The sequence below is a fragment of the Streptomyces sp. NPDC053755 genome (genome assembly GCF_040677675.1).
Taxonomy (GTDB): domain Bacteria; phylum Actinomycetota; class Actinomycetes; order Streptomycetales; family Streptomycetaceae; genus Streptomyces.
Window position 1 is genome coordinate 29,576 of record NZ_JBFASK010000012.1, and the last position, 22,317, is coordinate 51,892.

General features: G+C 71.3%; 18 protein-coding genes and 1 pseudogene. 8 read left to right on the plus strand and 11 right to left on the minus strand.

The annotated features are described in order from the left end of the window. Nucleotides 1-11: 11 nt before the first annotated feature. On the minus strand, nt 12-878 hold the full coding sequence (locus AB0K65_RS14375; RefSeq protein ID WP_365716159.1) for an AraC family transcriptional regulator: 867 nt from the start codon (nt 876-878) through the stop codon (nt 12-14). A gap of 315 nt (nt 879-1,193) precedes the next feature. Here AB0K65_RS14375 and AB0K65_RS14380 point away from each other — a divergent pair, with 315 nt between their 5' ends. The 3 genes from AB0K65_RS14380 to AB0K65_RS14390 all read left to right on the plus strand — a co-directional run bounded on the left by AB0K65_RS14380 (nt 1,194) and on the right by AB0K65_RS14390 (nt 3,627). After that, nucleotides 1,194-1,634, plus strand: a complete 441-nt coding sequence (locus AB0K65_RS14380; protein WP_365716160.1) for an Rrf2 family transcriptional regulator — start codon at nt 1,194-1,196, stop codon at nt 1,632-1,634. Between the two features lie 81 nt (nt 1,635-1,715). Further along, on the plus strand, nt 1,716-2,912 hold the full coding sequence (locus AB0K65_RS14385; RefSeq protein ID WP_365716161.1) for a globin domain-containing protein: 1,197 nt from the start codon (nt 1,716-1,718) through the stop codon (nt 2,910-2,912). A 172-nt stretch (nt 2,913-3,084) separates the two neighbouring features. Then, nucleotides 3,085-3,627, plus strand: a complete 543-nt coding sequence (locus AB0K65_RS14390) for a hypothetical protein (RefSeq protein ID WP_365716162.1) — start codon at nt 3,085-3,087, stop codon at nt 3,625-3,627. Nucleotides 3,628-3,663: 36 nt separating this feature from the next. On the opposite strand, the gene AB0K65_RS14395 is transcribed toward AB0K65_RS14390, so the two are convergent. The 4 genes and pseudogenes from AB0K65_RS14395 to AB0K65_RS14410 all read right to left on the minus strand — a co-directional run bounded on the left by AB0K65_RS14395 (nt 3,664) and on the right by AB0K65_RS14410 (nt 8,900). Beyond that, entirely contained in the window at nt 3,664-4,857 is a 1,194-nt protein-coding gene (locus AB0K65_RS14395) for an alpha/beta fold hydrolase (RefSeq protein WP_365716382.1), read from the minus strand. A 690-nt stretch (nt 4,858-5,547) separates the two neighbouring features. Then, nucleotides 5,548-6,078, minus strand: a pseudogene (locus AB0K65_RS14400) (DUF6221 family protein); the annotation flags it as partial. A 90-nt stretch (nt 6,079-6,168) separates the two neighbouring features. Then, nucleotides 6,169-6,543 (minus strand): VOC family protein, encoded by a 375-nt coding sequence (locus AB0K65_RS14405; protein ID WP_365716163.1) that lies wholly within the window; start codon nt 6,541-6,543, stop codon nt 6,169-6,171. A gap of 356 nt (nt 6,544-6,899) precedes the next feature. Then, nucleotides 6,900-8,900, minus strand: a complete 2,001-nt coding sequence (locus tag AB0K65_RS14410) for a hypothetical protein (protein ID WP_365716164.1) — start codon at nt 8,898-8,900, stop codon at nt 6,900-6,902. Between the two features lie 489 nt (nt 8,901-9,389). Here AB0K65_RS14410 and AB0K65_RS14415 point away from each other — a divergent pair, with 489 nt between their 5' ends. Further along, nucleotides 9,390-10,016, plus strand: a complete 627-nt coding sequence (locus AB0K65_RS14415; protein WP_365716165.1) for a maleylpyruvate isomerase family mycothiol-dependent enzyme — start codon at nt 9,390-9,392, stop codon at nt 10,014-10,016. A gap of 286 nt (nt 10,017-10,302) precedes the next feature. Here the strand turns inward: AB0K65_RS14415 and AB0K65_RS14420 are convergent, their stop codons facing one another. Continuing rightward, nucleotides 10,303-10,827: an ATP-binding protein gene (locus AB0K65_RS14420; RefSeq protein ID WP_365716166.1), complete on the minus strand. Its 525-nt coding sequence runs from the start codon at nt 10,825-10,827 to the stop codon at nt 10,303-10,305. A 415-nt stretch (nt 10,828-11,242) separates the two neighbouring features. On the opposite strand from AB0K65_RS14420, the gene AB0K65_RS14425 reads away from it, so the two are divergent. After that, entirely contained in the window at nt 11,243-12,082 is an 840-nt protein-coding gene (locus AB0K65_RS14425) for a GAF domain-containing protein (RefSeq protein ID WP_365716167.1), read from the plus strand. Nucleotides 12,083-12,506: 424 nt separating this feature from the next. On the opposite strand, the gene AB0K65_RS14430 is transcribed toward AB0K65_RS14425, so the two are convergent. Then, nucleotides 12,507-14,189, minus strand: a complete 1,683-nt coding sequence (locus AB0K65_RS14430) for an amidohydrolase (RefSeq protein WP_365716168.1) — start codon at nt 14,187-14,189, stop codon at nt 12,507-12,509. Nucleotides 14,190-14,271: 82 nt separating this feature from the next. Then, nucleotides 14,272-15,759, minus strand: a complete 1,488-nt coding sequence (locus AB0K65_RS14435) for an APC family permease (protein ID WP_365716169.1) — start codon at nt 15,757-15,759, stop codon at nt 14,272-14,274. 134 nt (nt 15,760-15,893) lie between these two features. Here AB0K65_RS14435 and AB0K65_RS14440 point away from each other — a divergent pair, with 134 nt between their 5' ends. Continuing rightward, a complete protein-coding gene (locus AB0K65_RS14440; protein WP_365716170.1) occupies nt 15,894-16,637 on the plus strand; it encodes a TetR family transcriptional regulator in 744 nt (247 codons plus the stop codon). A 239-nt stretch (nt 16,638-16,876) separates the two neighbouring features. On the opposite strand, the gene AB0K65_RS14445 is transcribed toward AB0K65_RS14440, so the two are convergent. Together AB0K65_RS14445 and AB0K65_RS14450 are read right to left on the minus strand one after the other, a co-directional pair. After that, complete coding sequence (locus tag AB0K65_RS14445) at nt 16,877-17,458, minus strand: restriction endonuclease (RefSeq protein ID WP_365716171.1); 582 nt, start codon at nt 17,456-17,458, stop codon at nt 16,877-16,879. 351 nt (nt 17,459-17,809) lie between these two features. After that, nucleotides 17,810-18,469 (minus strand): DedA family protein, encoded by a 660-nt coding sequence (locus tag AB0K65_RS14450; RefSeq protein ID WP_365716172.1) that lies wholly within the window; start codon nt 18,467-18,469, stop codon nt 17,810-17,812. A 573-nt stretch (nt 18,470-19,042) separates the two neighbouring features. Between AB0K65_RS14450 and AB0K65_RS14455 the strand changes: the two genes are divergently transcribed. Continuing rightward, complete coding sequence (locus tag AB0K65_RS14455; RefSeq protein WP_365716384.1) at nt 19,043-20,302, plus strand: SLC13 family permease; 1,260 nt, start codon at nt 19,043-19,045, stop codon at nt 20,300-20,302. A gap of 22 nt (nt 20,303-20,324) precedes the next feature. Here the strand turns inward: AB0K65_RS14455 and AB0K65_RS14460 are convergent, their stop codons facing one another. After that, entirely contained in the window at nt 20,325-20,633 is a 309-nt protein-coding gene (locus AB0K65_RS14460) for a hypothetical protein (RefSeq protein WP_365716173.1), read from the minus strand. A gap of 633 nt (nt 20,634-21,266) precedes the next feature. On the opposite strand from AB0K65_RS14460, the gene AB0K65_RS14465 reads away from it, so the two are divergent. Then, nucleotides 21,267-22,317, plus strand: a 1,051-nt coding sequence (locus AB0K65_RS14465; protein ID WP_365716174.1) for a glycoside hydrolase family 5 protein, incomplete at its 3' end; no start/stop codon positions are given.

Genomic DNA, 22,317 nt, shown 5'->3' on the forward strand with positions numbered 1-22,317 from the left:
CGCGCCGTGGTTCAGAGCGCCGTCCGCTCCACGGGGATCCACAACTCCGCGTCCGCGCGCGTCCCGTCCTGCGCCAGCCGGGTCCGCAGGATCTCGGGCCCTGGCCGGCTCTGGTAGGGATTGGACGGGAACCACTGGGTGAACACGTCCCGCCACATGTACTGAAGCGTCTGCGGGAACGGCCCGGAACTCTCGAAGACGGCCCATGTCCCGGCCGGGACGGTGAGCGCGTCCATGTCCTCGGGCACCGCGGCGCGGGTGACCACGCCGTGGTAGTAGTCGAGTTCGGTCCCTTCGGCGCGACTCGCGTCCAGATCGTCACTCACCGAGACGATCCCCTCCGGTTCCTGGTCGGACATGCTCTCGATGCGCCGCAGCGTCTCCGGGCCGATCCCCCGGATGAAGTCGGCGATGGCGTGGTTCATCCCCTCGTGTACGAGCGGGACGCGCGCCTTCCTTCCGACGACACGGAACTCCTCCTTCTCCACGACCTTGTACTGCATGCTCGTGCTCCCTTCGACGACGAGTCGGAAGGACATCCGTGGCTGCGACTGAAGGCGCGCGCCGTTCCGCCTCGCCTCGCCGGGGCCGACGCCGTGCATGACGCGGAACGCGCGCGCGAACGCCTCCCCCGAGGTGTAGCCGTAACGCACCGCGATCTCCAGCAGCGTCCGCTCCCCGCCCAGCACCTCCGCGCCCGCGACCGTCAGCCGCCGGCGCCGGACGTACTCCGAGAGCGGGATCCCCGCCAACGCGGAGAAGAGCCGTCGGAAGTGGTACTCCGACGTCGTCGCGATCCGCGCCAGGTCGGCGACCTCGATCCGCTGGTCGAGGTGACGCTCGATGTGCTCCATGGCCTGGTTCAGCCGCTCCAGCACCCCGGTCTCCTTCCCTTTCGATCCCTCACGCTAGGAAGGAACCACACGGCCGGACCCGACATCCTGTGCCCGGTCCGGTCGGGTACGCCAGGGACCGTCCGGTCCGCGCGACGCCGATGCGCCCGCCGGGGCGAAGGGGCGCCCCCTCGGCCCGTGCCGCACGGACCTCGCCGCGCCTGCCCGCTCCCTCGCCGCGAGGGCGTGCCGGCAGGCCGTCGGCACGCCGTGGCACGCACCGGTCCGTGACGCACGCCACACGACCCCGAGCGGATTTCAAATATGAATGCCGGATGCGTATTTGCTAGCGTCCGGGCTGTGCGACTGACGAAGTTCACCGACCTGGCCCTGCGATCCGTCATGCGCCTGGCGGTCTGCGGCGACGACGAAGTACTCACCACCCGCGAGGTGGCCGAGGCCATGGACGTGCGCCAGACCCACGCGGCGAAGGCGATCACCCGCCTGCAGCACCTGGGCGTGGTCGAGGCCCGGCGCGGCCGCGGCGGAGGGCTCGCACTGACCGGTCTCGGCCGGCACGCCTCCGTCGGCTGGCTGGTACGGCAGCTCGAAGGCGAGAGCGAGGTCGTCTCGTGCGAAGACCCGCCATGCCCCCTGCGCGGGGCGTGCCGCCTGCGGCGCGCACTGCACGACGCCCAGGAGGCGTTCTACTCCACGCTCGATCCGCTGACCGTGGCCGACCTGGTCACCTCGCCCACCGGGCCGGTCCTGCTGTCCCTCTCCGGCCCGCCCCAGCGGTAGCTCGGCCCCCTCCACGGAGCCGCACGCGGCTCCGGACCCACACACCAAAACACGAAGATCATTTACCTATTAGGAGGCGTTGTGCTCTCCGAGCAGTCCGCTCCCGTCGTCCGGGCCACTCTGCCGGCCGTCGGGGCCGCCATCGGAAACATCACCGAGCTGTTCTACCGGAAGCTGTTCGACGCCCATCCCGATCTGCTCCGCGACGTGTTCAACCGTGGCAACCAGGCCACCGGCGAGCAGCAGAAGGCGCTGGCGGGATCGATCGCGGCGTTCGCGGGCCTGCTCCTGGAGAGACCGGACGCCCGACCCGACGCCATGCTGGCCGGAATCGCGCACAAGCACGCGTCGCTGGGGATCACGGCCGACCAGTACAAGATCGTCCACCGGCATCTCTTCGCGGCGATAGCCGAGGTGCTGGGTGACGCGGTGACCGAAGAGGTCGCTTCGGCCTGGGAGGAGGTGTACTGGCTGATGGCCAACGCCCTGATCGCCGTCGAGGCCCGGCTCTACCAGGAGGCGGGCGCCGCGGAGGGCGGAGTGTGGCGGCGCATGGAGATCACCGAACGGCGCCGGGAGACGCCTGATGTCGTCTCCTTCCTCCTGCGGCCCGGCGACGGCGGCCCGGCCGCGTCCTTCCGCCCGGGCCAGTACGTCAGCGTCCAGGTGAAACTGCCGGACGGCGCACGGCAGATACGCCAGTACAGCCTCTCCTCCGCCCCTGGCCGACCGGACTGGCGGATCAGCGTCAAGCGTGTCCACGGCGCGGCACGACCGGACGGCGAGGTCTCCTCCTGGCTCCACGAGCATGCGCGGCTGGGCGACACACTGACCGTGTCGGCGCCCTTCGGCGACCTGACCCTGCCCGAGGGCGAGAGTCCGCTGCTCCTGGCGTCCGCCGGAATCGGCACCACGCCCCTGCTGGCCATGCTCGACCACCTGTCCTCCGCCGGGTCCGGGCGCAGCGTCATCGCGGTCCACGCCGACCGTTCCCCCGCCGACCACGCGCACCGCGCGGAACAACTCGCCTTGGTGCGGGCGCTGCCCGACGCCCGCCTCCACCTCTTCTACGAGGTCCCGGGCGACCGGTCCGCACAGGCGACGGGCGGCCGGGCCGACCTGAGTGGTGTGGAACTCCCCCGCGACCTGACCGCCTACCTGTGCGGGCCGCTGCCGTTCATGCGGGCGGTGCGTGGCGACCTGCTCCGGCGCGGTGTTCCCGCGGAGCGGATCCACTACGAGGTCTTCGGCCCGGACCTCTGGCTGGGCGGCCGGTAGAGCCGGGCCGGCCCAGGCCGGAGCCGTACGGGTGGGCCGTACGGGGGGGGGAAGGGCGGCGGGGCGTGCGCCCGGCCAGGGGAACGCGACCTGCCGCCACGTCGTTCTCACCTGAGCGTGCCCCAGCGGCACGCGGCAGTCCGGACGTTCCGCAACCCGCCGAGGTGGATCGATGACGACCCTCGCCCAGCTTCGCAGGACCGCGCTCTCGCTTCCCGAGACCGCCGAGCGAGAGAGCGGCCCCGGCTTGGCCGCCTTCACCGTCCGGGACAAGCGGTTCGCGGCCGTGGACCGGGACCAGCACGTCCGGCTCCATCTCCCTTCCGGGGAGCGCGACGAGATGCTTGCGGCGCAGCCGACCGCGGCGTTGCTGTACCGGGGCGAGACACCGTTCGGTGTGAGAGTCCCGCTCTCCGACATCGACGGTCGGCAGCTCGACCACTGGGTCCGCCGAGCCTGGCTCACGCGGGCGCCTCGGCGGCTCGCGGCGCAGGTGGCGGCCACGGACGCCACCGCCGCAGGCGACGTCGGCGACCTGCCCCGGGCCATCGGAAGGCCCGCGACGCGGGCACTCGCCGCCGCCGGCATCCTCACACTCGCCGACGTCTCCACACGGACCGAGGAGGAACTGCTCGCCCTGCACGGAGTGGGCTCCAAGGCCGTACGCATCCTCGGTGAGGCGCTGCGAACCGGTGGCCGCTCCTTCGCCGGGTAGGCCGATGCACCCGACAGGCCGGCAGGCGGGCCGTCACTACAGTGGAATGAGGACCTCGTCCTCATCCCGGTAGAAGCTTCCCTGGCTCACGCCGAAGACCTTGCCACTCTTCAGCCAGTGCTCGGACATGGTGTGCAGCAGCTTCGCCTGGCGCTCCCAGACGATCTGGTGGCCGGCGCAGGCGAGCCGGAACATCAGCTTCTTGGACCCCGGGATGGCGTTGTAGAGCTCGGAGGTCGAGAAGTACAGCAGGCCGAGGCTCGACGAGGTGTTGATGATCGTGTCGTGCTCCCCGTACACGATGCACACGGGCACCTTGTCGCCGAGGACTCCGTGCAACGGTACGGTGGTCTTGTTCCATCCCCACCAGTACGCGTTCCGGACGCGGTTGAGCCCTTCCGGGGATCCGGGCACGGGGCCTCCCCACTTGGCGCCGACCGGATCGGCGGCCAGCACGGCCTTCCACACCTCGTCGACCATCCCGGCCTCGCGCTGGTCCGGGCACCCGAGATCCCTCTTCCAGGCGGTGTCGAAACCGATCTTGGTACCGACGGTCATCGGGAAGCCGAAGGCGGCTTCCGGCGTGGACACCGGCAGGGGCACGGGCGCGCCGAAGTCGGTCCCGGGGGCGCTCTGCCTGCCGTTCGGCGGGAAGATCGGCGCCGTGAGGAGGAGACTGCGCACCTTGTCGGGGTGCTGGATGGCGTACGGGCCGAGCTGTTGGGCGGCCGCGGACCAGCCGATGAGGTCGACCTTGCTCACTCCGCTGCGGGCGATGATGAAGTCGACGACCGTGTCGACCTCGTCCCAGTCGCTCTGCGAGTTGTTCAGCTGCGCGGCGTAGGCCACCGGGCCGGTGTACTCGGTGGCGTTCGGGTTGGGAACGAGGAGCTTCTGCTGGGCGGGGCTGACGTTGCGCGGGTCGTCCATCTTCGGACGCGTGGAGAGCCCCGATCCCTGCTGCTCCATCACGTAGACGTCGAAGCCCGCCTTCGCCAGCTCCTCGGCCCAGCTGTACTTCTTGTACTGGAGGTCGAAGCCGGCCAGGGCGCAGACGCTGCGGCCGTGCAGCATGAGCACGGGCCGGCGCTGGCCGCCCGTGGGCGTGCCGTTGCGCTCGCGGACGAAGAGCTTGATCCTCTCGCCCTTGTTCGCCGGGATGGTGGAGTCGTGCTCGACGTAATGGTCGGTGAGGACGGGTGCGGCGGAGGCTTGAACGGACGATGCCACGGGACGTTCCCTTCGATCGCGGGCCGGGACCGACAGGCACCCCGGCCCGCCCATGCTCCGCACGGCGAGGCGTCGGCGACCTGCGACGGGCCGTGGCTTCCTCACGGCCGACCCGATCGGACGGGCGTACGCCGGAGCGCACACATGCCCGAGAGAGCGTCGGCTGACCGGAGGACCGCCGACGGCGGCGCCCGGTGCCGGGCGCAGGCTGCGGGCGCGGCGGGCGCGAGGCGGGGAGTCCGGCGGGGGGCGCGGGCTCAGGACCCGGTCAAGCTCGGCCGGGTCCGGCGCGAGGGCCGAGCGGAGCTTCGGTGCGCCCCACTCAGAGAGGGAGCGCCAGTGCACTGCGGGCAGCGGCGGCAACCACGGCGCCGGTTCCTTCGTCGGCCTTCTGACCGTCAAGGCGTGCGTGGGGGGCAACTGAAGCCTGTCACCAGGGCTGCAACGGGCCGCCTTGTCGCGGGCTACCTCCGTATGCCTCGCGTGATGATCAGAAGGCCGATCGCAAGACCCCTGACCAGTACCGCAACGGCCAGCCCTCCAGGCCGGCTTGCCCATCCTGATCGAGCGAGGTGCATGTTCCGCATCCTCCTGTGACTCAGGGCTGTGCCGTAATCGGTCTCCGTGTCGGGGGTAGTCAGGGTGGTCGGCGTAGGGTGACGCGAGGTCGAGCAGGTCGTCGCATGGCCAGGTCTCACCGTCGTACTGGCAGTCGTCGCGGTTGTCCCACGGTAGTTCGGGGTCGCCCGTGGCAGGACTGAGCACATGGCGGGCGAGTACGCGTCGCTTGGCCTCGACCTCCCGCAGGACGCGAGCCGGGTCGTGCAGCGCCACGTGCAGGGCGACCGTGGGATGGAAGCCGGGGAGTTCTCCTTGGCAGAAGTCGACCGTGTGCCCGTGAGCGGTCCACTCTCCGCAGCCGTCGCCGTCGCAGCGTCGGGCGAGGTCGGCCTCCTCATCCAGCCGTCGGTGGAGGAACGCCACCATGTCTTGACTCATGTGGTCATCCTGGACGATGCGCCGACCCCGGTCGCCTGATTTCCGTGGTGGCGGCGAGCTTCGGCCGGCTGGCCGACAGGGTGCGTACTGGCGGGCCCACCTCACCAAGCGACAACTGACCCCGCTGTTTTCTGCCAGAACGTGACGGACGGCCAAGCGGGCGCGCCCATGTCGGCGAAGATCACCCTGTGCGGCCCGTGGTCCAGCTGCCCGGCGGGGCATCAGCGGCACGCCTGCGCGGGCTGAGGGGCAGCGCCGCCGTCGAAAGCGACGGCGGCGGAATCTCCCGGGACGTGGTGCCGCCAGGCGCGTTCAGGCTCCGGGCAGGAAGAGACAGAACAGGTGCCCATGGGGGTCGCGGAGGACTCGCACCCTTTGCTGGGGCTGATGCTCCTCCACTGTCGCGCCCAGCGCGCAGGCTCGTGCCGTTTCCGTCTCCAGGTCGTCGACGAGCACGTCCAGGTGCGCCTGCATCTGTTGCGTGCCAGGGCGCGGTGGCCATACCGGAGGCTGATGGTCGGTCTCCAGCTGGAAGCTGAGGCTGGGGCGGTCTCGCCCCTGCTCCTTCAGACGCACCCATTCCGGAGCACGCTCCGCTTCCTCCCACCCCAGCAGGGCCCGGTAGAAGTCGGCGAGCGCGGGAGGATCGGGCGTGCCGAGGACAAAGGCGCCGAGTGTCGTGGTCATTCTCACCACCTACCCCGCCACTGCCCACAGACCACAGACCCCCGAACAGGAGCCACGAGCGGCCAGTGACGGCAGGCACCGCGCCACGGGGAAGGGTCGAGGCGGGGGGCTTTCCAGATCCGGCTCTTCCGGGCGGACTCCGGGGCCCGGGTCAGGGAGGGTCACACGAGCCGTCACCCGCCGCGAGACCGTCGCCCTCGAGCGCCGCCGGCGCCGGCTCCACGCCGGGTGGTCGTAGTTCTGTATGGAACTCCGGCAGCAAGAGCTGGACGCCCGAGGAGGAACGGACGTCCCGACTCCGCTCCTCCTCGACACCCTGGCCGACTACCAGGTGATCCACACCACGGGCCCGTGGGTCAGGGCTTGGGTGGCGCGATGCCGCCGGCGGTGGTGACGGCGAAGGCGTCCTGGTCAATGACGCGGTTCTCGCCATGGAAGGCCCACATCAAGCTCCCGCTGTGGGAGTTCTGCCCCGCATCGATCATGCAGACGCTGTAGCCCTTCGCACCCGTGGCGATGGGCAGGTCCCTGACATTGCAGTCGTCGTGCACGGTGCGGCCTGGGCCGCCCGAGGTGGCAGCACCCTCGTTCGTGGACGCGAAGGGGTACTCGTCGCACGAACGCCCCGGCAGCACCCGCGCGTTGCGCACGGGCCCGGACCTCGGGCAGGACAGCTGCCGGTTGATGTCCCGCTTGACCTTGTCGGCCTGCCGGTGCAGCGGCCGACCGGGGGCGCCGGGCAGCCCTGACCTGATGGCCTCAGCCACGTGCCAGGTCTGCTCCGGGGTGAGGGAGGTCAGCTCGAAGGTGGGAGTGAAGCCGGAGACGACGCAGCCCTGCCGGTAGCCGCCCCGGCTCGTCTTCATGGTGGAGTCACAGCGGAACTGGTTGTTCCGGATCGTGCCGGGGTTGGAGTGCGTCACGTCGGGCGAGGCATTGCCGAAGCTGTAGACGAGGTGGAGGGTAGCGCCTGCGGACGTGTTGTCCGCCATCGATTTCTCCTTCCACGTGATCACGATCGCTTTCGTGCTGTTCGGCTTGATGATCGATCCGCTGGCGGGCCCGTCGATGCTGTAGGTGCCCGATCCATTGCTCGGCTTGTAGACCAGGGTGGGGGTGCCGACCTTGTTGATGAAGTTCCCGAAGTGGATGCGGAACTCCTGCTTCATCTCGCCGGACTTGTGGGAGCTGAGGATCCCGACCTTGACGACGAACGGCATCTTGCCGATCTCGGCGCCTGTGGTGTCGTGGACGACCAGCGCCTGGTCCCTCCAGATGCCGCAGGCGTTCTTCCGGTTCACCCGCCACTGGCCGTCCCAGGGGGCGGTGGTGCACCAGGCGGGGATGGTCGTCCCGTGCGTGTCGGGCCCGTCGATGATCGGGTCCTCGGGCTCATCGGGGTCGTCCAGCGGGGCCCGGACGGAGACTCCCTCCCTGATGCAGGAGATCCCGGCCTGACAGGCGTCGAGGTCACCGAGCCTGCCCGAGACCTTCGGATCGGGCGGGGAGGTGTTGGCGTCCCGGGCGAAGTCGTCCAGGGTCACCGGCCGCTGCTCGTCCACCGTGGGGTCGATGTCGCCTTCCTCCGGAGAGGCTCCGGAGGCCGGATCGGTCGGAAAGCCCATGGTGCCGAACTGGAACTCCTGGTCGAAGGAGGAGCCGCGCGGCCGCTGGTCGGCGATCGGGTAGCCGTACGGGCCCTTCTCGTACCCCGACAGCGTCCACTTCGACAGCAGGCCGCCACTGACCGGGTGCGCCCCGTACGCCTCGGTCCAGTAGATCATCCCGTGCTCGAAGCGGGAGCCGCGTCCCAGACCGTCGGGGGTGGCGAACTCGTCGCTGACCGGGTAGCCCAGGTAGCCGCCCTCCCAGCCGGCCTCGCCCCACTTGTCCCGGATCGCGCCGCCCACCGCGTACGCCTCGTTCAGCTTCCAGTAGATGGTGGACCGCTCGAAGTACTGTCGGCGCCCCACACCGTCGGGGTTCACGATCTCGTCCGAGGTGGGATAGCCCACCTTCCCCGCCTCGTAGCCGTTACGGGCCCACGCGGCGAAGAAGTGGTTCACGACCGGGTGGGCACCACCCTGCGGGGACCAGTAGATCGGCCCGTTCAGAAACTCCGTCCGCTTGCCGTACCCGTCGGGGTTGGTCAGCTCGTTCGACTTCGGCAGTGACAGGAAGCTGTTGGGGCCACCCAGCTCGTTGTACTTGTCGCGAATCGCCCCGCACACCTCGTACGGAGCCGGCCAGTACACCTGGCAGTCCCCGGCGGCCGCCAGGCGCGCTTCCATCGTCTCGGCCTCGTCGGCCTCCCTCTTGCTGAAACCACCCGGGACCCGCTCGCGATCCGAGCGCATCCTGCCCGGACTGATATGGGGCTCCGGACCGGCTGTAGGCCGCCACCTCGGCTCAGCGGGCGAGGCGGATGAGGCGCTGGCAGTACTGACGGTGCTGCCCACCATCGCAAGCACCACAGCCATGACCACCAGCAGTTGCCGTCTGAACATCGCGGTCTCCCAACTCGTCGCGGCGCGCGCTGAGTACGCCGCCTGCAGCGATGGAACGCAGGATCCGACCACGGCCGCTACCCCTGTTCGAGCCAGCTTCAGGGCCCCATACGAGCGTCAGGCCGGCCACGGTGCCCCCGCGTGACCTACCGGCTCACCTTCCGCACCGGCGTCCTCGACACCTACAGCCAGCTCCCCGACACCGCGCGCCGAGACCTCGCCGTCTGCCTTCGACCGGAGAGCCACGCCCCAGGGCGCTGTCCGCACACGCTCGGCGATGAGTTCACCCCCTTCGGGGAGTCTCACTTCACGACGCCCGAGGTCGATGGAGGAGACGCCGTGAGCACACACGTCTGGGCCCTGGTGCACGCGGAACGCGCGGCACTCGTCGACGACCTCTCGCGCCTCGACGAAGCGCGGTGGGGTACGCCGTCGCTCTGCGACGGGTGGGACGTGCACGACGTGGTCGCCCACCTCGTGGACACGGCCAAGACGACGCGCCTCGGGTTCGTGACCGGCCTCGCGCGAGCGCGCTTCGACTTCGACCGGCAGAACACCGGCGGCGTGGAACGGGAACGCGGGGCCAGGCCTGCCGTCACGCTGGAGCGCCTTCGGCGGGTGGCGCCCCGCACCTCGACTCCGCCCGCTCCGCTGGACAGCCGGCTGGTCGAGGAGATCGTCCACGGCGAGGACATCCGCAGGCCCCTTGGTCTGACACGCGCCTATCCGCAGGAGGCGGTCGTCCGGGCGCTGAAACTCCAGGCGCGTACTCCCGCCTCGTTCGGCGGGGCGAAGGAGCTGCTCCGCCGCGTGCGGCTCACCGCGACGGACGCCGACGTGTCGACCGGTACCGGCCCGCGCGTGAGCGGTCCCGTCCTCTCGCTCCTCCTCGCGGTCTCGGGGCGGTGGGCGGCGCTCGACGACCTCACCGGCCCGGGGCTCGGGGCCCTGGCGGAGCATGGATGACGCCAGGGCCCCGAGCGCGCGGCGACACGATGCCTGACCTGGCGATACGGCCGTGCGCGCTCGCGGTCGGGTGATCACGCCGTCCGCGTCGATCGCCCGGCGCGCCGCTCGCACGGAGGCCGCTCGGGGCACCCCCGCGGCCTTCAGCAGTCCCTCATTCGTCCGCGACTGTACGCGTCCGGCGGCAGACCGCCACCGGCCCGCCGCATGCCCACTGGGGAGCCGGTACGGGCTTTCGAACCGTCAAAAGCGGAAACTGTAGAGCCACTTGGGTCGGATGGTCCGGTCAGGCATCCTTCCGCTTCCTTCCCGAGAGCGATGTGGGGAGGACCTCCCACTCCAGGGCGCTGGTGTCGGGGTGTGGCGCCAGAGGCAGGTGGGCGGTGATGTCCTTGCCCTCGGGGTGGACGGCTACCACGACCCGCGCACTGACGGCGTGCACCAGGTGCAGTCCGTGACCGCCGATGCGGTGCGGGTCGGCCGGTTTCACCCACGGCCTCTCGGCGGAGGTGTCCCACACGGTGATCGCCAGTTCCTCACCGGACAGCTGCAAGGTCATCCCGCACGGGCCCGGGGCGTGCTGGATGGCGTTGGTGACGAGTTCGCTGACGGCGAGTTCGGCGTCCAGGGCTACGGCGGGTGGCACTGCCGGGCGGCCGGTGCGCGGGGCCTGGGCGAGGAAATCACGCAGGACCTGGCGTGCGTCCGCGGCGTGAGCCGCGCCGTCGTCCCAGGTCGCGTCGTAGCGCCACGGGGCGCACTCGGCCGGGCCCTGCTCATCTGCCGCCTGCTTCCTAAGCGGGATGACCATGTGGGAATCTTTCGTTGTGTGTGACGCTCTCGGCGCTTGTGTGCCTCACTTACCCTGCTACAGATCACGCACACGCGGCAGGGCGCCGGGGCGGGGCGGGCAGGGGCCCGGGGATCGCCGATGAGGTGCCGTCGCTCCTTCGAGTGACGCACCGGACGCCGGCTCTCGTCGGCTCCGCCCACCGCTCCGGGACACCGGGCCCCAGGCGCCGCCCGGAGTCTTCGCAGATGGGGCGAATCACCGCACGCGACGGGGTCACACCGGACGCCCTCCCGACCACCCCGTGAATGCCGGTCCGAGCCTCCGTACAGTAAGGGCCAGGTGCTTCGTCGACGAGCACCCCGTCATGCCCGCGCCCACGGCTCGTCCACGCCACGGGAGGTTCGCGGACCTCGGCAAGAGAGGATGCCCGCCGGTGACTGTGCACTCCGGTCCACCCGATCCACCGACAGCCGGATCGTCCCCGGCCGCGGAGGACGCGCTGCAGCAGGCAGTCGAGCTCCGCAACCGGCGACTGGCCCATGCCGGCGTCGCCCGCGCCGAGGACGTCCTCATGAAGCGCTACGGGCTCACCTCCCGGCAAGAGGCGTTCGGGCTGATGCGCCAGGCCTCCCAGCGGTTCAACATCAAGATGCAGACGCTCGCCGACGTCGCAGTCCGCCTCCCCGCCCCGTCGGGGAACGCTGCGCGCCCGCCGGCAGCCGCGGTGCGAGGGAATGCGCCTCAGCTGTCCGCCCTGTTGTCCGCGAACGGGACGCCACCGGCGACCCACGGCGCCGTCCTCAAGGCCGCTCTGCACCACACCCTGGAGATCACCGGCACGGCCATGGGCAATGTGCAGCTGGTGGAGAACGGGATGCTGCGCATCGACAAGCACACCGGCCTCAATCGTCACTTCACCGACTACTTCGCCTTCATCGAGACGTCCACCACCTCCTGCGCGCAGGCGGCGGAGGAATCCCGGCAGGTCACGGTGAAGGACGTCGCCGCCTCCGAGACCTTCGACGAGGGCTCGCGGCACGCCATTCTCCAGGCGGGCAGCCAAGCCTGCCACAGCGTCCCCCTGCTCAGCCCCAGGGGCGCCGTCGTGGGCATGATCTCCTCGCACCACGAACAGCCCCTGCAGGACCTCTCCGCCGCCCAGCTCACCCAGCTGCACCAGCTGGGGCAACAGGTCGGCCGGTGGCTGACCTGGCACCGCAACACCGCGGTCGTCGACGCACTCCATCACCTCCACGCCACCGCGACCGGCTGAGGAGCCACCGGCGGGCAGAGGGCTGTCACCGGAGGGACGTGCGGACCGCACTCAGGGTGCTCCGATACCGGCCGGAGGTCATGGACGGCGCCGCTTGGCGGCCACGGGTCCGGCTCCGCCGACGCGCCGGGCACCGGGTCCTCAGAAGACGCCGCAGAAGCGAGCCCTCCAGGTGAGGCGGCGCACGTGCGAGGGAAGCCGGGTTCGGCCCGTCGTCGCTTCCTGCTCGACCGTCACTGCCACCGGCTCACCCGCATGACGTCGGCACATCGCGGCTCTGGAGTGCTTCCCGGAGGGGCGGGCCCTCGTCATGGTGCGCACGCCGGACCCGATCGTGCCGAGCGGCTGCGCACGCCGGACCCGATCGTGCCCCGGCGGGCGGGTCCGCACGGGATCCGCCCGCCGTCCTCGCCCGGTGGCCCGCTCAGGGCGCGCCGGGGGCCTCGCGCCGGTCCGCGCTGTAGACCCGCACGCCGCCCACGTACGTCTCGACCGTGCGGACTGCGTGGAGGTCGGTGGGGGCGATGGCGAACGGGTCGCGGTCCAGGACCGCGAGGTCGGCGAGGCGGCCGATCGCGATCACGCCGGCGTCGTCCTGGTGGTTGACCCATGCCGAACCGGCCGTGTAGGCGGCGAGGGCGTCGCTGAGGGCCAGGCGCTGTTCGGGCAGGAACGGGGGGCGCAGATCCGGTTCGCCCAGCTCCTCCGGCCACACCTGGCGGTTGACGGCGACGTGGATGCCGTGCCAGGGATCGGGGCTGGAGACGAACCAGTCGCTGCCCGCCGCGAGGACGGCGCCGGCCGCGTGCAGGGCCCCGAAGGGGTACTGGCGCCGCCCCCGTTCCTCGCCGAGGAAGGGCAGCGTCAGCTCGTCCATCGCCGGTTCGTGCGCGGCCCACAGCGGCTGCATGTTCGCGGCGGCGCGCAGGGTGCGGAATCGCGGGATGTCGTCGGGGTGCACCACCTGGAGGTGGGCCAGGTGGTGACGGAGGCCGGTGTGGCCGTTCGCGGCCACGGCCGCTTCGAGCGAGTTCAGCGCCTCGCGGACAGCCCGGTCGCCCAGGGCATGGAAGTGGATCTGGAATCCGAGGCCGTCGAGGGCGATCACCGCGTCGCGGAGCACGGCGGGGTCGACCATGGAGATCCCGGCGTTGTCGCCCGGGCAGCCGCAGGAGTCCAGGTAGGGCTCCAGCATGGCGGCGGAGAAGTTCTCCACCACCCCGTCCTGCATGATCTTGACGCTGCCGGCGGTGAAGCGCCGGCCGCCGGCCGCCTTCTCGCGGCGGGCGAGCAGCGAGTCGATCTGGCCGAGGTCCTGGTCGCGTTCCCACCAGAGCGCTCCCCTCACCCGTGCGGTCAACGAGCCGTCGGCGTCGCAGGCGAGGTAGGTGTCGAGGGGGTCGGGGAAGCCCGCGTACGTGCCGACGAGGGCGTCCTGCCAGCCGGTGATCCCGAGCGAGTGCAGCAGTCCCTGGGCGGCGAGGAGCCCGGCTCGGGCTTCGGCCGCCGAGGTCGGCGGCACGAGGCCGCCGACGATGGACATGGCGCCCTCGTGCAGTACGCCGGTGGGTTCGCCCGTGGCGTCGCGCTCGATGCGGCCGTCCGCGGGATCGGGTGTGTGACGGTCGACCCCGGCCAGGGCCAGGGCGCGGGAGTTCACCCACGCCGAGTGTCCGTCGCGGACGGGGAAGTAGGCGGGCCGGTCGGGGAGGAGGTCGTCGAGCCGGGCGCGGTGCGGCAGCCCGCCCGGAAAGGCGTCGAAGGACCAGCCGCTGCCCTGGATCCAGGCTGCCTCTGGGTGGGCGGCGGCGTATGCGGCGATCGTGGCTCGGTAGTCGCGGGCGGTGCGGCCCGCGCTCAGGTCGCATCCGAGCATGCCGATCCCGGCGATCACGGGGTGGACGTGGGCGTCGGTGAACCCGGGCTGTACGAACCGGCCGCCGAGGTCGGTCACCTCGGTGCGCGGGCCGATGTGCTCGCGGACCTCCCGGTCGGTGCCGAGGGCGGTGATCCGTCCGCCGCTGACGGCCAGTGCCGATATCCGGTGGCGTACGGGGGATGCCGTCCAGATGGTGCCGTTGAGGAGGACGAGGTCTGCGTGGCGCATGTGCGGGCTCCGGTGGGATGGAGGGGTGGAGGGGTGGAGGGTGGCGGGGGTCGGCGTGCCGGCGTCCGTGTCCGGGCCGCGGTCAGCCGCCGGCGGCGGACGGGGCGGGCGCGAGCGGGGCCGGCGGTTGGGTGAAGTAGGCGGCCCTGCGCCGGAAGCGGGTCCACAGGGCGGCGGGTATGCCGAGGGCGATGACGGTGAGCGGCAGGACGGTGAGGAAGCGCCCGTTCTCGGCGTCGAAGGCCAGGTGGTCCACGGAGTACCACTGCTGGTGGGCGACGAGCCCACCAAGCAGCAGCAGCGCGATGCCGCCGAGCAGCGGCAGCACGCCCACCACGAGCGTGTCCCGTATGCGGCCCCTCAGCTCGCGGCGGAAGGTGACGACGCAGGCGATGCCGCCGACCCCGTACATCAGCGAGACCAGGATGCCGACGGAGTTGACGACGGCGACGACCACTTCGGACAGCGACCCGGCGGCCAGCCCCGCGAGCGACACCCCGACGGCGAGGGCCGCGATGCGCACGGTGGAGGTGGCCGGTGTGCCCCAGGCCGGATGCAGCCGGGTCCAGCTCGGGCCGAGGACCCCGTCGCGGCCCATGGCGAGCGTGAGCCGGGCCCCCGCGATGACGCTCGACTGCATGCAGGCGACGGTGGCGAAGAGCATGGCGGCGAGGGCGGCGGTCGCGCCCGCGGTGCCGTAGAAGGTGCGGGCCAGTTCGGTGACGCCGGACAGCGGGTCCGCGAGCTGCTCGGGCGTGAGGGCGTGCAGGAAGCCGGTGGCCGAGAAGAGGAAGAACCCTGTGGTGACGAGGATCGCGATGATTCCGGCCCGGCCTGGTGAGCGGACCGAGGTCGACTCCTCGACCACGGAGAAGGCGCTCTCCCAGCCCCAGAACATGTACGCCGCCATCACGACCGCTCCGAGCAGCGTGAGCGTGTCGGGGAAGGCGAACGGCGAGAACCACGAGGCGGAGACGGGGGCCGCGTCACCCCGGACGAAGGCGGTGGCCACGAGGACGGTGACCACGACCGCGGAGACGCCGAGCAGCCCGCTCTGTACCGCGGTGGCGCCCCGCACCCCCCGCAGCGCGCTCACGACGATCAGGCCGCTCCACACCAGGCCGGTGGCGGTGACCGCGAGGGCGTTGTCCGGGGAGAGCGCCGTGACGCCCGCCTCCGCGAGCAGTCCGACGGTGAACTGCCCGGTGAGCTGGCCCGCGTACGACAGGAACAGGATGTTGGTGGCGACCGAGGTCCATCCGGTGAGATAGCCGGTCCAGGGGCCGAGCGCCCGGCGCACCCAGACGTACGCCGTCCCGCAGTTGGGGTCGCGGGCGGCGAGCCGAGCGTAGCCCCCGGAGACGGCCAGGATCGGCAGGGCCGCGAGCAGGAAGGCGGCGGGCATCGCGGTGCCGGCGAGCGCGGCGAGGAAGGCGAGGCCGATGCCGACGCTGACGGTGGGGCTGATGTTGGCCAGCGCGATGATCACGCCGTGCCGGGTGCTGAGGGTCTTGCGGAACGCGGCGACGGGCGGCGACGCCTCGCCGGAGGCGGGGAATCCGTGGTCCATGAGCAGCACTCCTCGGTTCGGGGTGCCCCGCAGACAACCGCTCGCCGCACTATTTTGTCAACGGTGTGGGTAAAAGATTTCCGGCCCCCCGTCAGGGCTTGCGGAGGCGCTGCCCGGCCTGATCTGATCACCCCATGGCAGCACGAGGCAGAGGCCGTCCCCCCAAGGTCGAGCTGGACCTGCGGATCATCGTGGACGCCGCCCTCGCGCTGACCGACGACGAAGGCGCGGCGGCGCTCAGCGTGCGGCGGCTCGCCGCCAGACTGGGCGTCGACCCTTCCGCGCTGTACCGGCACGTCAGGGACAAGGACGAACTCCATCTGGCCTTGGCCGACCGCCTGTTCGAGGAGGTGCTGACCGGGTTCGAACCCTCGGAGAGCTGGCGCGACACGCTGCGCGACCTCGCGCTGCGCACGCGCGACACGGCGCTGCGCCACCCCGGCGCGGCGGTCGTGGCCACCTACCGCACCACCCGGCGCCCTGCCGAGATGCGGATCGTGGAGCACATCCTGGTCGCCTTCGGCCGGGCCGGCTGCTCCCCCGGGCTGGCCGCCGTACTGCACCGGGTCTACGGGGACTTCTCCCTGGCCTGGGCGGGGATGGACGCGGCGTTCGAGACCCTCGACGGGGCGGCCCGCAGGGGCGACGAGCAGGCGTGGACCCGCGACTACCCCGCTGCCGACCCGGGCGCCTTCCCCGCGATCGCGCGCAGTGTGGCCCACATGGCGCGGCTGGACGGGACCACGGTGTTCCTCGCCGCGGTGGACACCCTCCTGGACGGGCTCGCGGCGCGGATCGCGGCGGAGGCCGCGATCCGGCGCCCGGCCGCGCCCGGCGAACCGGCGGATCCGGCGCCGGCCGCACAGCCGCCCCGATAGCCGCCTCATGGCCCCGGGCGGCAACCGGGCCCGGTGGACGGGGTGGTGGCGCTACGCGCCATCCTGGGCGCGTACGGCCGCTCGTACGCCCGATGACGGGCGGGCGAACGACCACCCGCAGACCGCCGGGACGCGCCCGCCCCCGCGAGGACGGCCCCTGGGACGACAGGCCGCGAAGGGCCGAGCCGAGCTGCTCCCCGCGCCTGCGGGGGGGCCGGCCCCGCGTGCTCTCGAACCGTTCAGTCGTCCGGGGCCAGCTTCCGGTTGGTCCCGGACCTGCCGATGTCCAGGTCGAGGAGCGCGGTCAGGGGCGTGCCGCTGTTCCAGAAGCCCAGAAGGTCGACATCCACGAGGACCAGGCCGTGGCGGGCGGCGAAGGCTCGTGCCTGCTTGGTGAACTTGCAGGAGGCGACGAAGAGCGGGACGTCCGCTCCGTGTTCGCTGCGAGCGGTGCCGTTGAACTTCTGCAGGTCTGGGCTGCCTACGGTGCGGTGCTTGGCGTAACGCTTGCACTGCACGACGAGTTTCCGGCCGTCCGGGAGCCGACCCGTCACATCGGCACCCAGATCGTTGGCGGCACCTACCCGGCGGACGCCGGTACAGCCGTCCCGTCGGCACAGGTCCGCGACGTACTCCTCGAACTCCAAGGGCTGTAGCGACCAGACCTTCTCCATCGACCGCACGGCCCGAACCCGCGCCTCTTCCGCCAGTCGGGCCTTCTCGGCCTCGGCTTCACGGCGCCCGGCACGCACCAGGAACCCGGCCAGACCCCCACATGCCAAGACGGCCGACGCCACCAGCACCAACACGCCCGTTCCCATGTTCCGGCCCTCCCCCTCGAACTGCCGGCCGGCTACTGCTCCCCCTCCGCACCACGATCCATGCCCGAGGTGCACGATCTCGCCCCTTCGCGCCCATGTGGGAGTGCCGCCCAGGGGTGGTGTGGCCGGGTCTCGCACCAGCCATCTGTCCCGCGAGGGAAGGCCCATGGCTTGGCGGCTCTCAGGGGGCCTGCGGTCGCCCGGCAGGCGGGCACCGACGTGGGGCGCGATCCCGGGGAAGCTCAGCATGATCGCCGCGTCCGGAGGTGACGGAAACGGATTCTCGGTAGCGCTCGGCGAGCCGAGCCGGGGCCGTGTTCGTGGCAGCCGAGGGTGTGCGCTGGTGGCCGGTCAGGGTGTGCGCTGGTCGCGAGTGCGGTTCCGGTCGCGCAGCCGTACGGTCACGTAGACCGCGAGGGCGAGGGCGATCAGGATCAGGACGGCCTTGGAAAGGAACCCGACGTAGCGCCCCACCACGTCCCACTGGTCCCCCAGCCAGTAACCGGCCAGGATCAGGACCGCGTTCCATATCAGGCTGCCGAGCGTGGTCAGTGTGACGAACAGGGGCAGGGGCATGCGCTCCACCCCGGCGGGCACGGAGATGAGGCTGCGGAAGACGGGCACCATGCGGCCGAGAAAGACCGCTTTGGTGCCGTGCTCGGCGAACCACTTCTCCGTCCGCTCCAGGTCGCTGGACTTCACCAGCGGCAGCTTGGCCCAGATGGCGCGCATGCGTTCGCGTCCGAAGAGCATGCCGACCCAGTAGAGGGTCACCGCTCCTACGACCGAGCCGAGCGTGGTCCAGAACAGTGCGGAGGCGAGGGACAGCACTCCCTGCGCGGCGGCGAAACCGGTCAGTGGCAGGATCACCTCGCTCGGCAGGGGCGGGAAGAGGTTCTCCAGCGCGATGGCCAGGCCGGCTCCGGGGCCGCCCAGGGTGTCGATGAGATCGGCTGCCCAGCGCGCGGGACCGTCCGCAGGCTGCTGGGCCGCCAAGGGCGTGAGGTGCATATGAGTCTCCAAGCTGGCGGGTCGGTCGGTCACCTGGGGCCGCGCCCCTGCTTCCCTCCTCGCCGGGTCGCACATCGGCCGGCGCTCGGGGGCCTCCGGTCCGGAGGTGCCTTCCGTAGTACCCGCCCTGCGGCAAACCGCACCTGTGCGGTGGGAAGGGGGCGCTGGACATGCACGGCAGGCGCTCCTCCGTGAACGGACCAGCCCGGTCCGCGACCGTCCGGTGTACATGGAAGACGAGGCCAGGCTGACAGCCCGCGATCGTGGCCCTCGACCCTGCCTGACGCCGTGATGCGAGGCCGCCCCCGTACAGAACAGAGAAATCGCCGTCTGCCGGTGCCCCGCGTGGTTCGGAGCGGGTACCGAAGATCACGCCTGCGGCCCGGAACCTACCGGTTCGGTGCGGCAGGATGAGGCTGTGATCGTTACATGTCCCTGCGTGTGCTGCGGCCATCTGACCATGTACGGACCGCCGACCTCGTGGGGACGAGGGCTCCGTCGTGGATGGCATCCTGGTGACGGGGTCGTGACCGCTGTCCGGCCGGGGTCGATGTTCATTGCCGGGAGCTCGTGCTGAGTGGTGTCCTGGCCGAGTCGCTGTCGCTCGGCCTGCTGATAGGTGTCCTCGCCTTCGCGGTCGTCAGGCCGCGGGGGTTGCCCGAGGCGGTCTTCGCCGTCCCCGCCGCGGGGTTGCTCGTCGCGGTCGGGGCGGTCGCGCCCGCCGATGCGTGGCGGCAGGTCCGCGAGCTTTCGCCGGTGGTCGGGTTTCTCGCGGTGATCCTGGTGCTGGCGAGGCTCTGCGCGGACGAGGGGCTGTTCCGCGCGGCCGGCGACGCCGTCGCGCGGCGCTGCGGGCGCAACCCGCAGACCCTGCTGGGCGGCGTGTTCGTGCTGGCGTCCGTCACCACGGCCGCGCTGAGCCTGGACGCGACCGTGGTCCTGCTCACACCGGTCGTCTTCGCGACCGCGGCCCGGATCGGCGCCGCGCCGCGCCCTCATGTGTACGCGACCGCGCACCTGGCGAACTCGGCCTCATTGCTCCTGCCGGTGTCCAACCTCAGCAATCTTCTGGCCTTCACGGCGAGCGGACTGTCCTTCACGCGCTTCGCCGCCCTGATGACCCTGCCCTGGACGGCTGCCATCGCCGTCGAGTACGGGGTGTTCCGCCGCTTCTTCCGAGCGGATCTGGCCAAGGCCGTGCACCCGCCCGACGACACGGAACGCCGCACACCCGTGCCCCGTTTCCCGCTGGCGGTGCTGGCCCTGACCCTGGCCGGTTTCGCCGTGGCCTCGCTCGCCGGCGCGAGCCCCGCCTGGGCGGCGCTGGCCGGAGTGCTCGTCCTCTCCGTGCGGGCGCTGCGGCGCCGTACGACCACGCTCCGGCAGCTGGCCGCGGCGACCGCGCCCGGGTTCTGCCTCTTCGTTCTCGCCCTGGGCGTCGTGGTGGGCGCCGTCGTCGACCACGGACTCGGCCGGGGCCTGGCGGCCGTGCTGCCGGAGGGCGACTCACTCGCCGCGCTCCTCGCGTTCGCGGGCGTCGCGGCCGTCCTGGCCAACCTGATCAACAACCTGCCCGCGGTGCTCGCCCTGCTCCCTCTCGTGGCCCCGATCGGCCCCGGCCCGGTCCTGGCCGTGCTGATCGGCGTGAACGTAGGCCCCAATCTGACGTACGCGGGCTCTCTCGCCACCCTCCTGTGGCGACGCATCGTGCACGAGCACGAGGATCGCGTCGCCCTCGGCGAGTTCACCCGCCTGGGAGTGCTGGCCACCCCCGCCGCGCTCGTGGCGGCCGTCGTCGGCCTGTGGGGCGCCCTGAACGTCATCGGCGCCTGAGCCGCGGTGAGGGGCCCGCGCCTCAGAGGTCGCTGTCGATACCGGTGACGGCCGGCGGGCCGAGCGGCGCATCGGCTTCCGCGACGCCCGCCTCCCTCAGCGCGGCCGAGACAAGCCTGGTGGCGTCCAGTTCGGCCTCGTATTTGTCTGCGGCGTCGACTTCGAGCCGGATGGAGAACGTGCCGTCGTCGTTCAGTGTGAGCAGGTCCAGACCCTCGCTCTCGCTGACGTCGGTGTGCTGCGAGGCCAGCTGCCGTTCGAGGACCGAGCGCGCGGAGTCGGTGATGCCCGAGACGAACGTGCCGGGGACGGTGATGACGAAGGTGGTCATGGCGACTCCTCGCGTGGGGCGGAGCTTGCGTGTCGTCCTGCTTCCCTCATTCTCCGGGCCGAACCCGCCCCGGCCACGCCGCGCCACGGCGGGAGCGTCCGGGCGCCTGCCGGGAGGTCCCCGACCGCCGTCCCCGGGCCGGGTGGGCCCGCGGCCTCGACACGAGCCCGCCGGCACGCCTGCCTCGCGACGCCGCGGGAACCTGGGAAAAGGACGGACCGTAGGTCCCCTTTCCGGACAGCCGAGAAGCGAAGGTAAAGGGAGTTCGGACGCGGGGCAACCACCCGGGTAGGACGAGTTCGGTTTAGTCGGAGTTTACCCGCACTAAACTTTGCTGAATTACCGTCAGGGCGAAACATCATGGTCACCTCTATTGACATGGAGCGAACACGCGGCGCCTTATGGTGAAGAACTTCCGGCCCGCCCGATCGGCACCGGCGGAATCCCGCCCCACCCCGGCAGGACCCCCGGACACACACCGTTCGGAGCCTCGTACAGCACTCTGACAACGTTGTCTCACATGACGACCCCTCAACGGCACCCAGGCGCGCCCTCACCGGGCTGCCGTGCCGTACGAGTGTTCACCCGGCATCCCCCGGGCCGGCCCCCCGCTCCGATCCCCCGAGGAGAGGCATGAACAAGCAAAGAAGCACCTGGTGGACGGCGCTCGGTACTGCCGTCGCGGGTGTCGTCGGCCTTCTGCTGCCCGTCGTCGGTCCTGCCGGACCGGCCGAAGCCGCCGCCACCGCCACCGGAATCCACGTCAGCAACGGGCGCGTCTACGAGGCCAACGGCGCGGAGTTCGTGATGCGCGGGGTCAACCACGCTCACACCTGGTACCCGGACCGGACCGGCTCGATCGCCGACATCGCCGCCAAGGGCGCCAACACCGTCCGCGTCGTCCTCAGCAGCGGCGACCGGTGGACCAAGACCGGTGCGGCCGAGGTGTCGTCCCTGATCGGCCAGTGCAAGGCGAGCAAGGTCATCTGCGTGCTCGAGGTGCACGACACGACCGGCTACGGCGAGGACGGCGCCGCTGCGTCGCTGGACAAGGCCGCCGACTACTGGGTCGGCGTCAAGGGCGCACTGACGGGCCAGGAGAACTACGTCGTCGTCAACATCGGCAACGAACCCTTCGGCAACAGCAACTACAGCGCCTGGACGAACGCCACGAAGAGCGCGATCGGCAAGATCCGGAATGCCGGCATCCACCACGCGCTGATGGTGGACGCGCCCAATTGGGGCCAGGACTGGTCCCACACCATGCGAAACAACGCCGCGTCGGTCTTCGCCTCCGACCCGGACCGTAACACCATCTTCTCGATCCACATGTACGGGGTCTACGACACCGCCGCCGAGGTGCAGGACTACCTCGACCACTTCGTGAGCAACCGCCTTCCCCTCGTCGTCGGCGAGTTCGGAGACGCCCACAGTGACGGCAACCCCGACGAGAACGCGATCATGGCGACCGCCCAGGCCCTCCGTGTGGGCTACCTCGGCTGGTCCTGGAGCGGCAACGGCAGCGGGGTCGAGTACCTCGACATGGTCAACGGCTTCGACGCCGGCTCCCTCACCGCCTGGGGCAACCGCCTGATCTACGGCGCGAACGGCATCTCCACGACCTCCAAGGCCGCCACCGTCTACGGCGGCGGCAACGGGGGCGGGACGGGCGGGGGCACAGCAC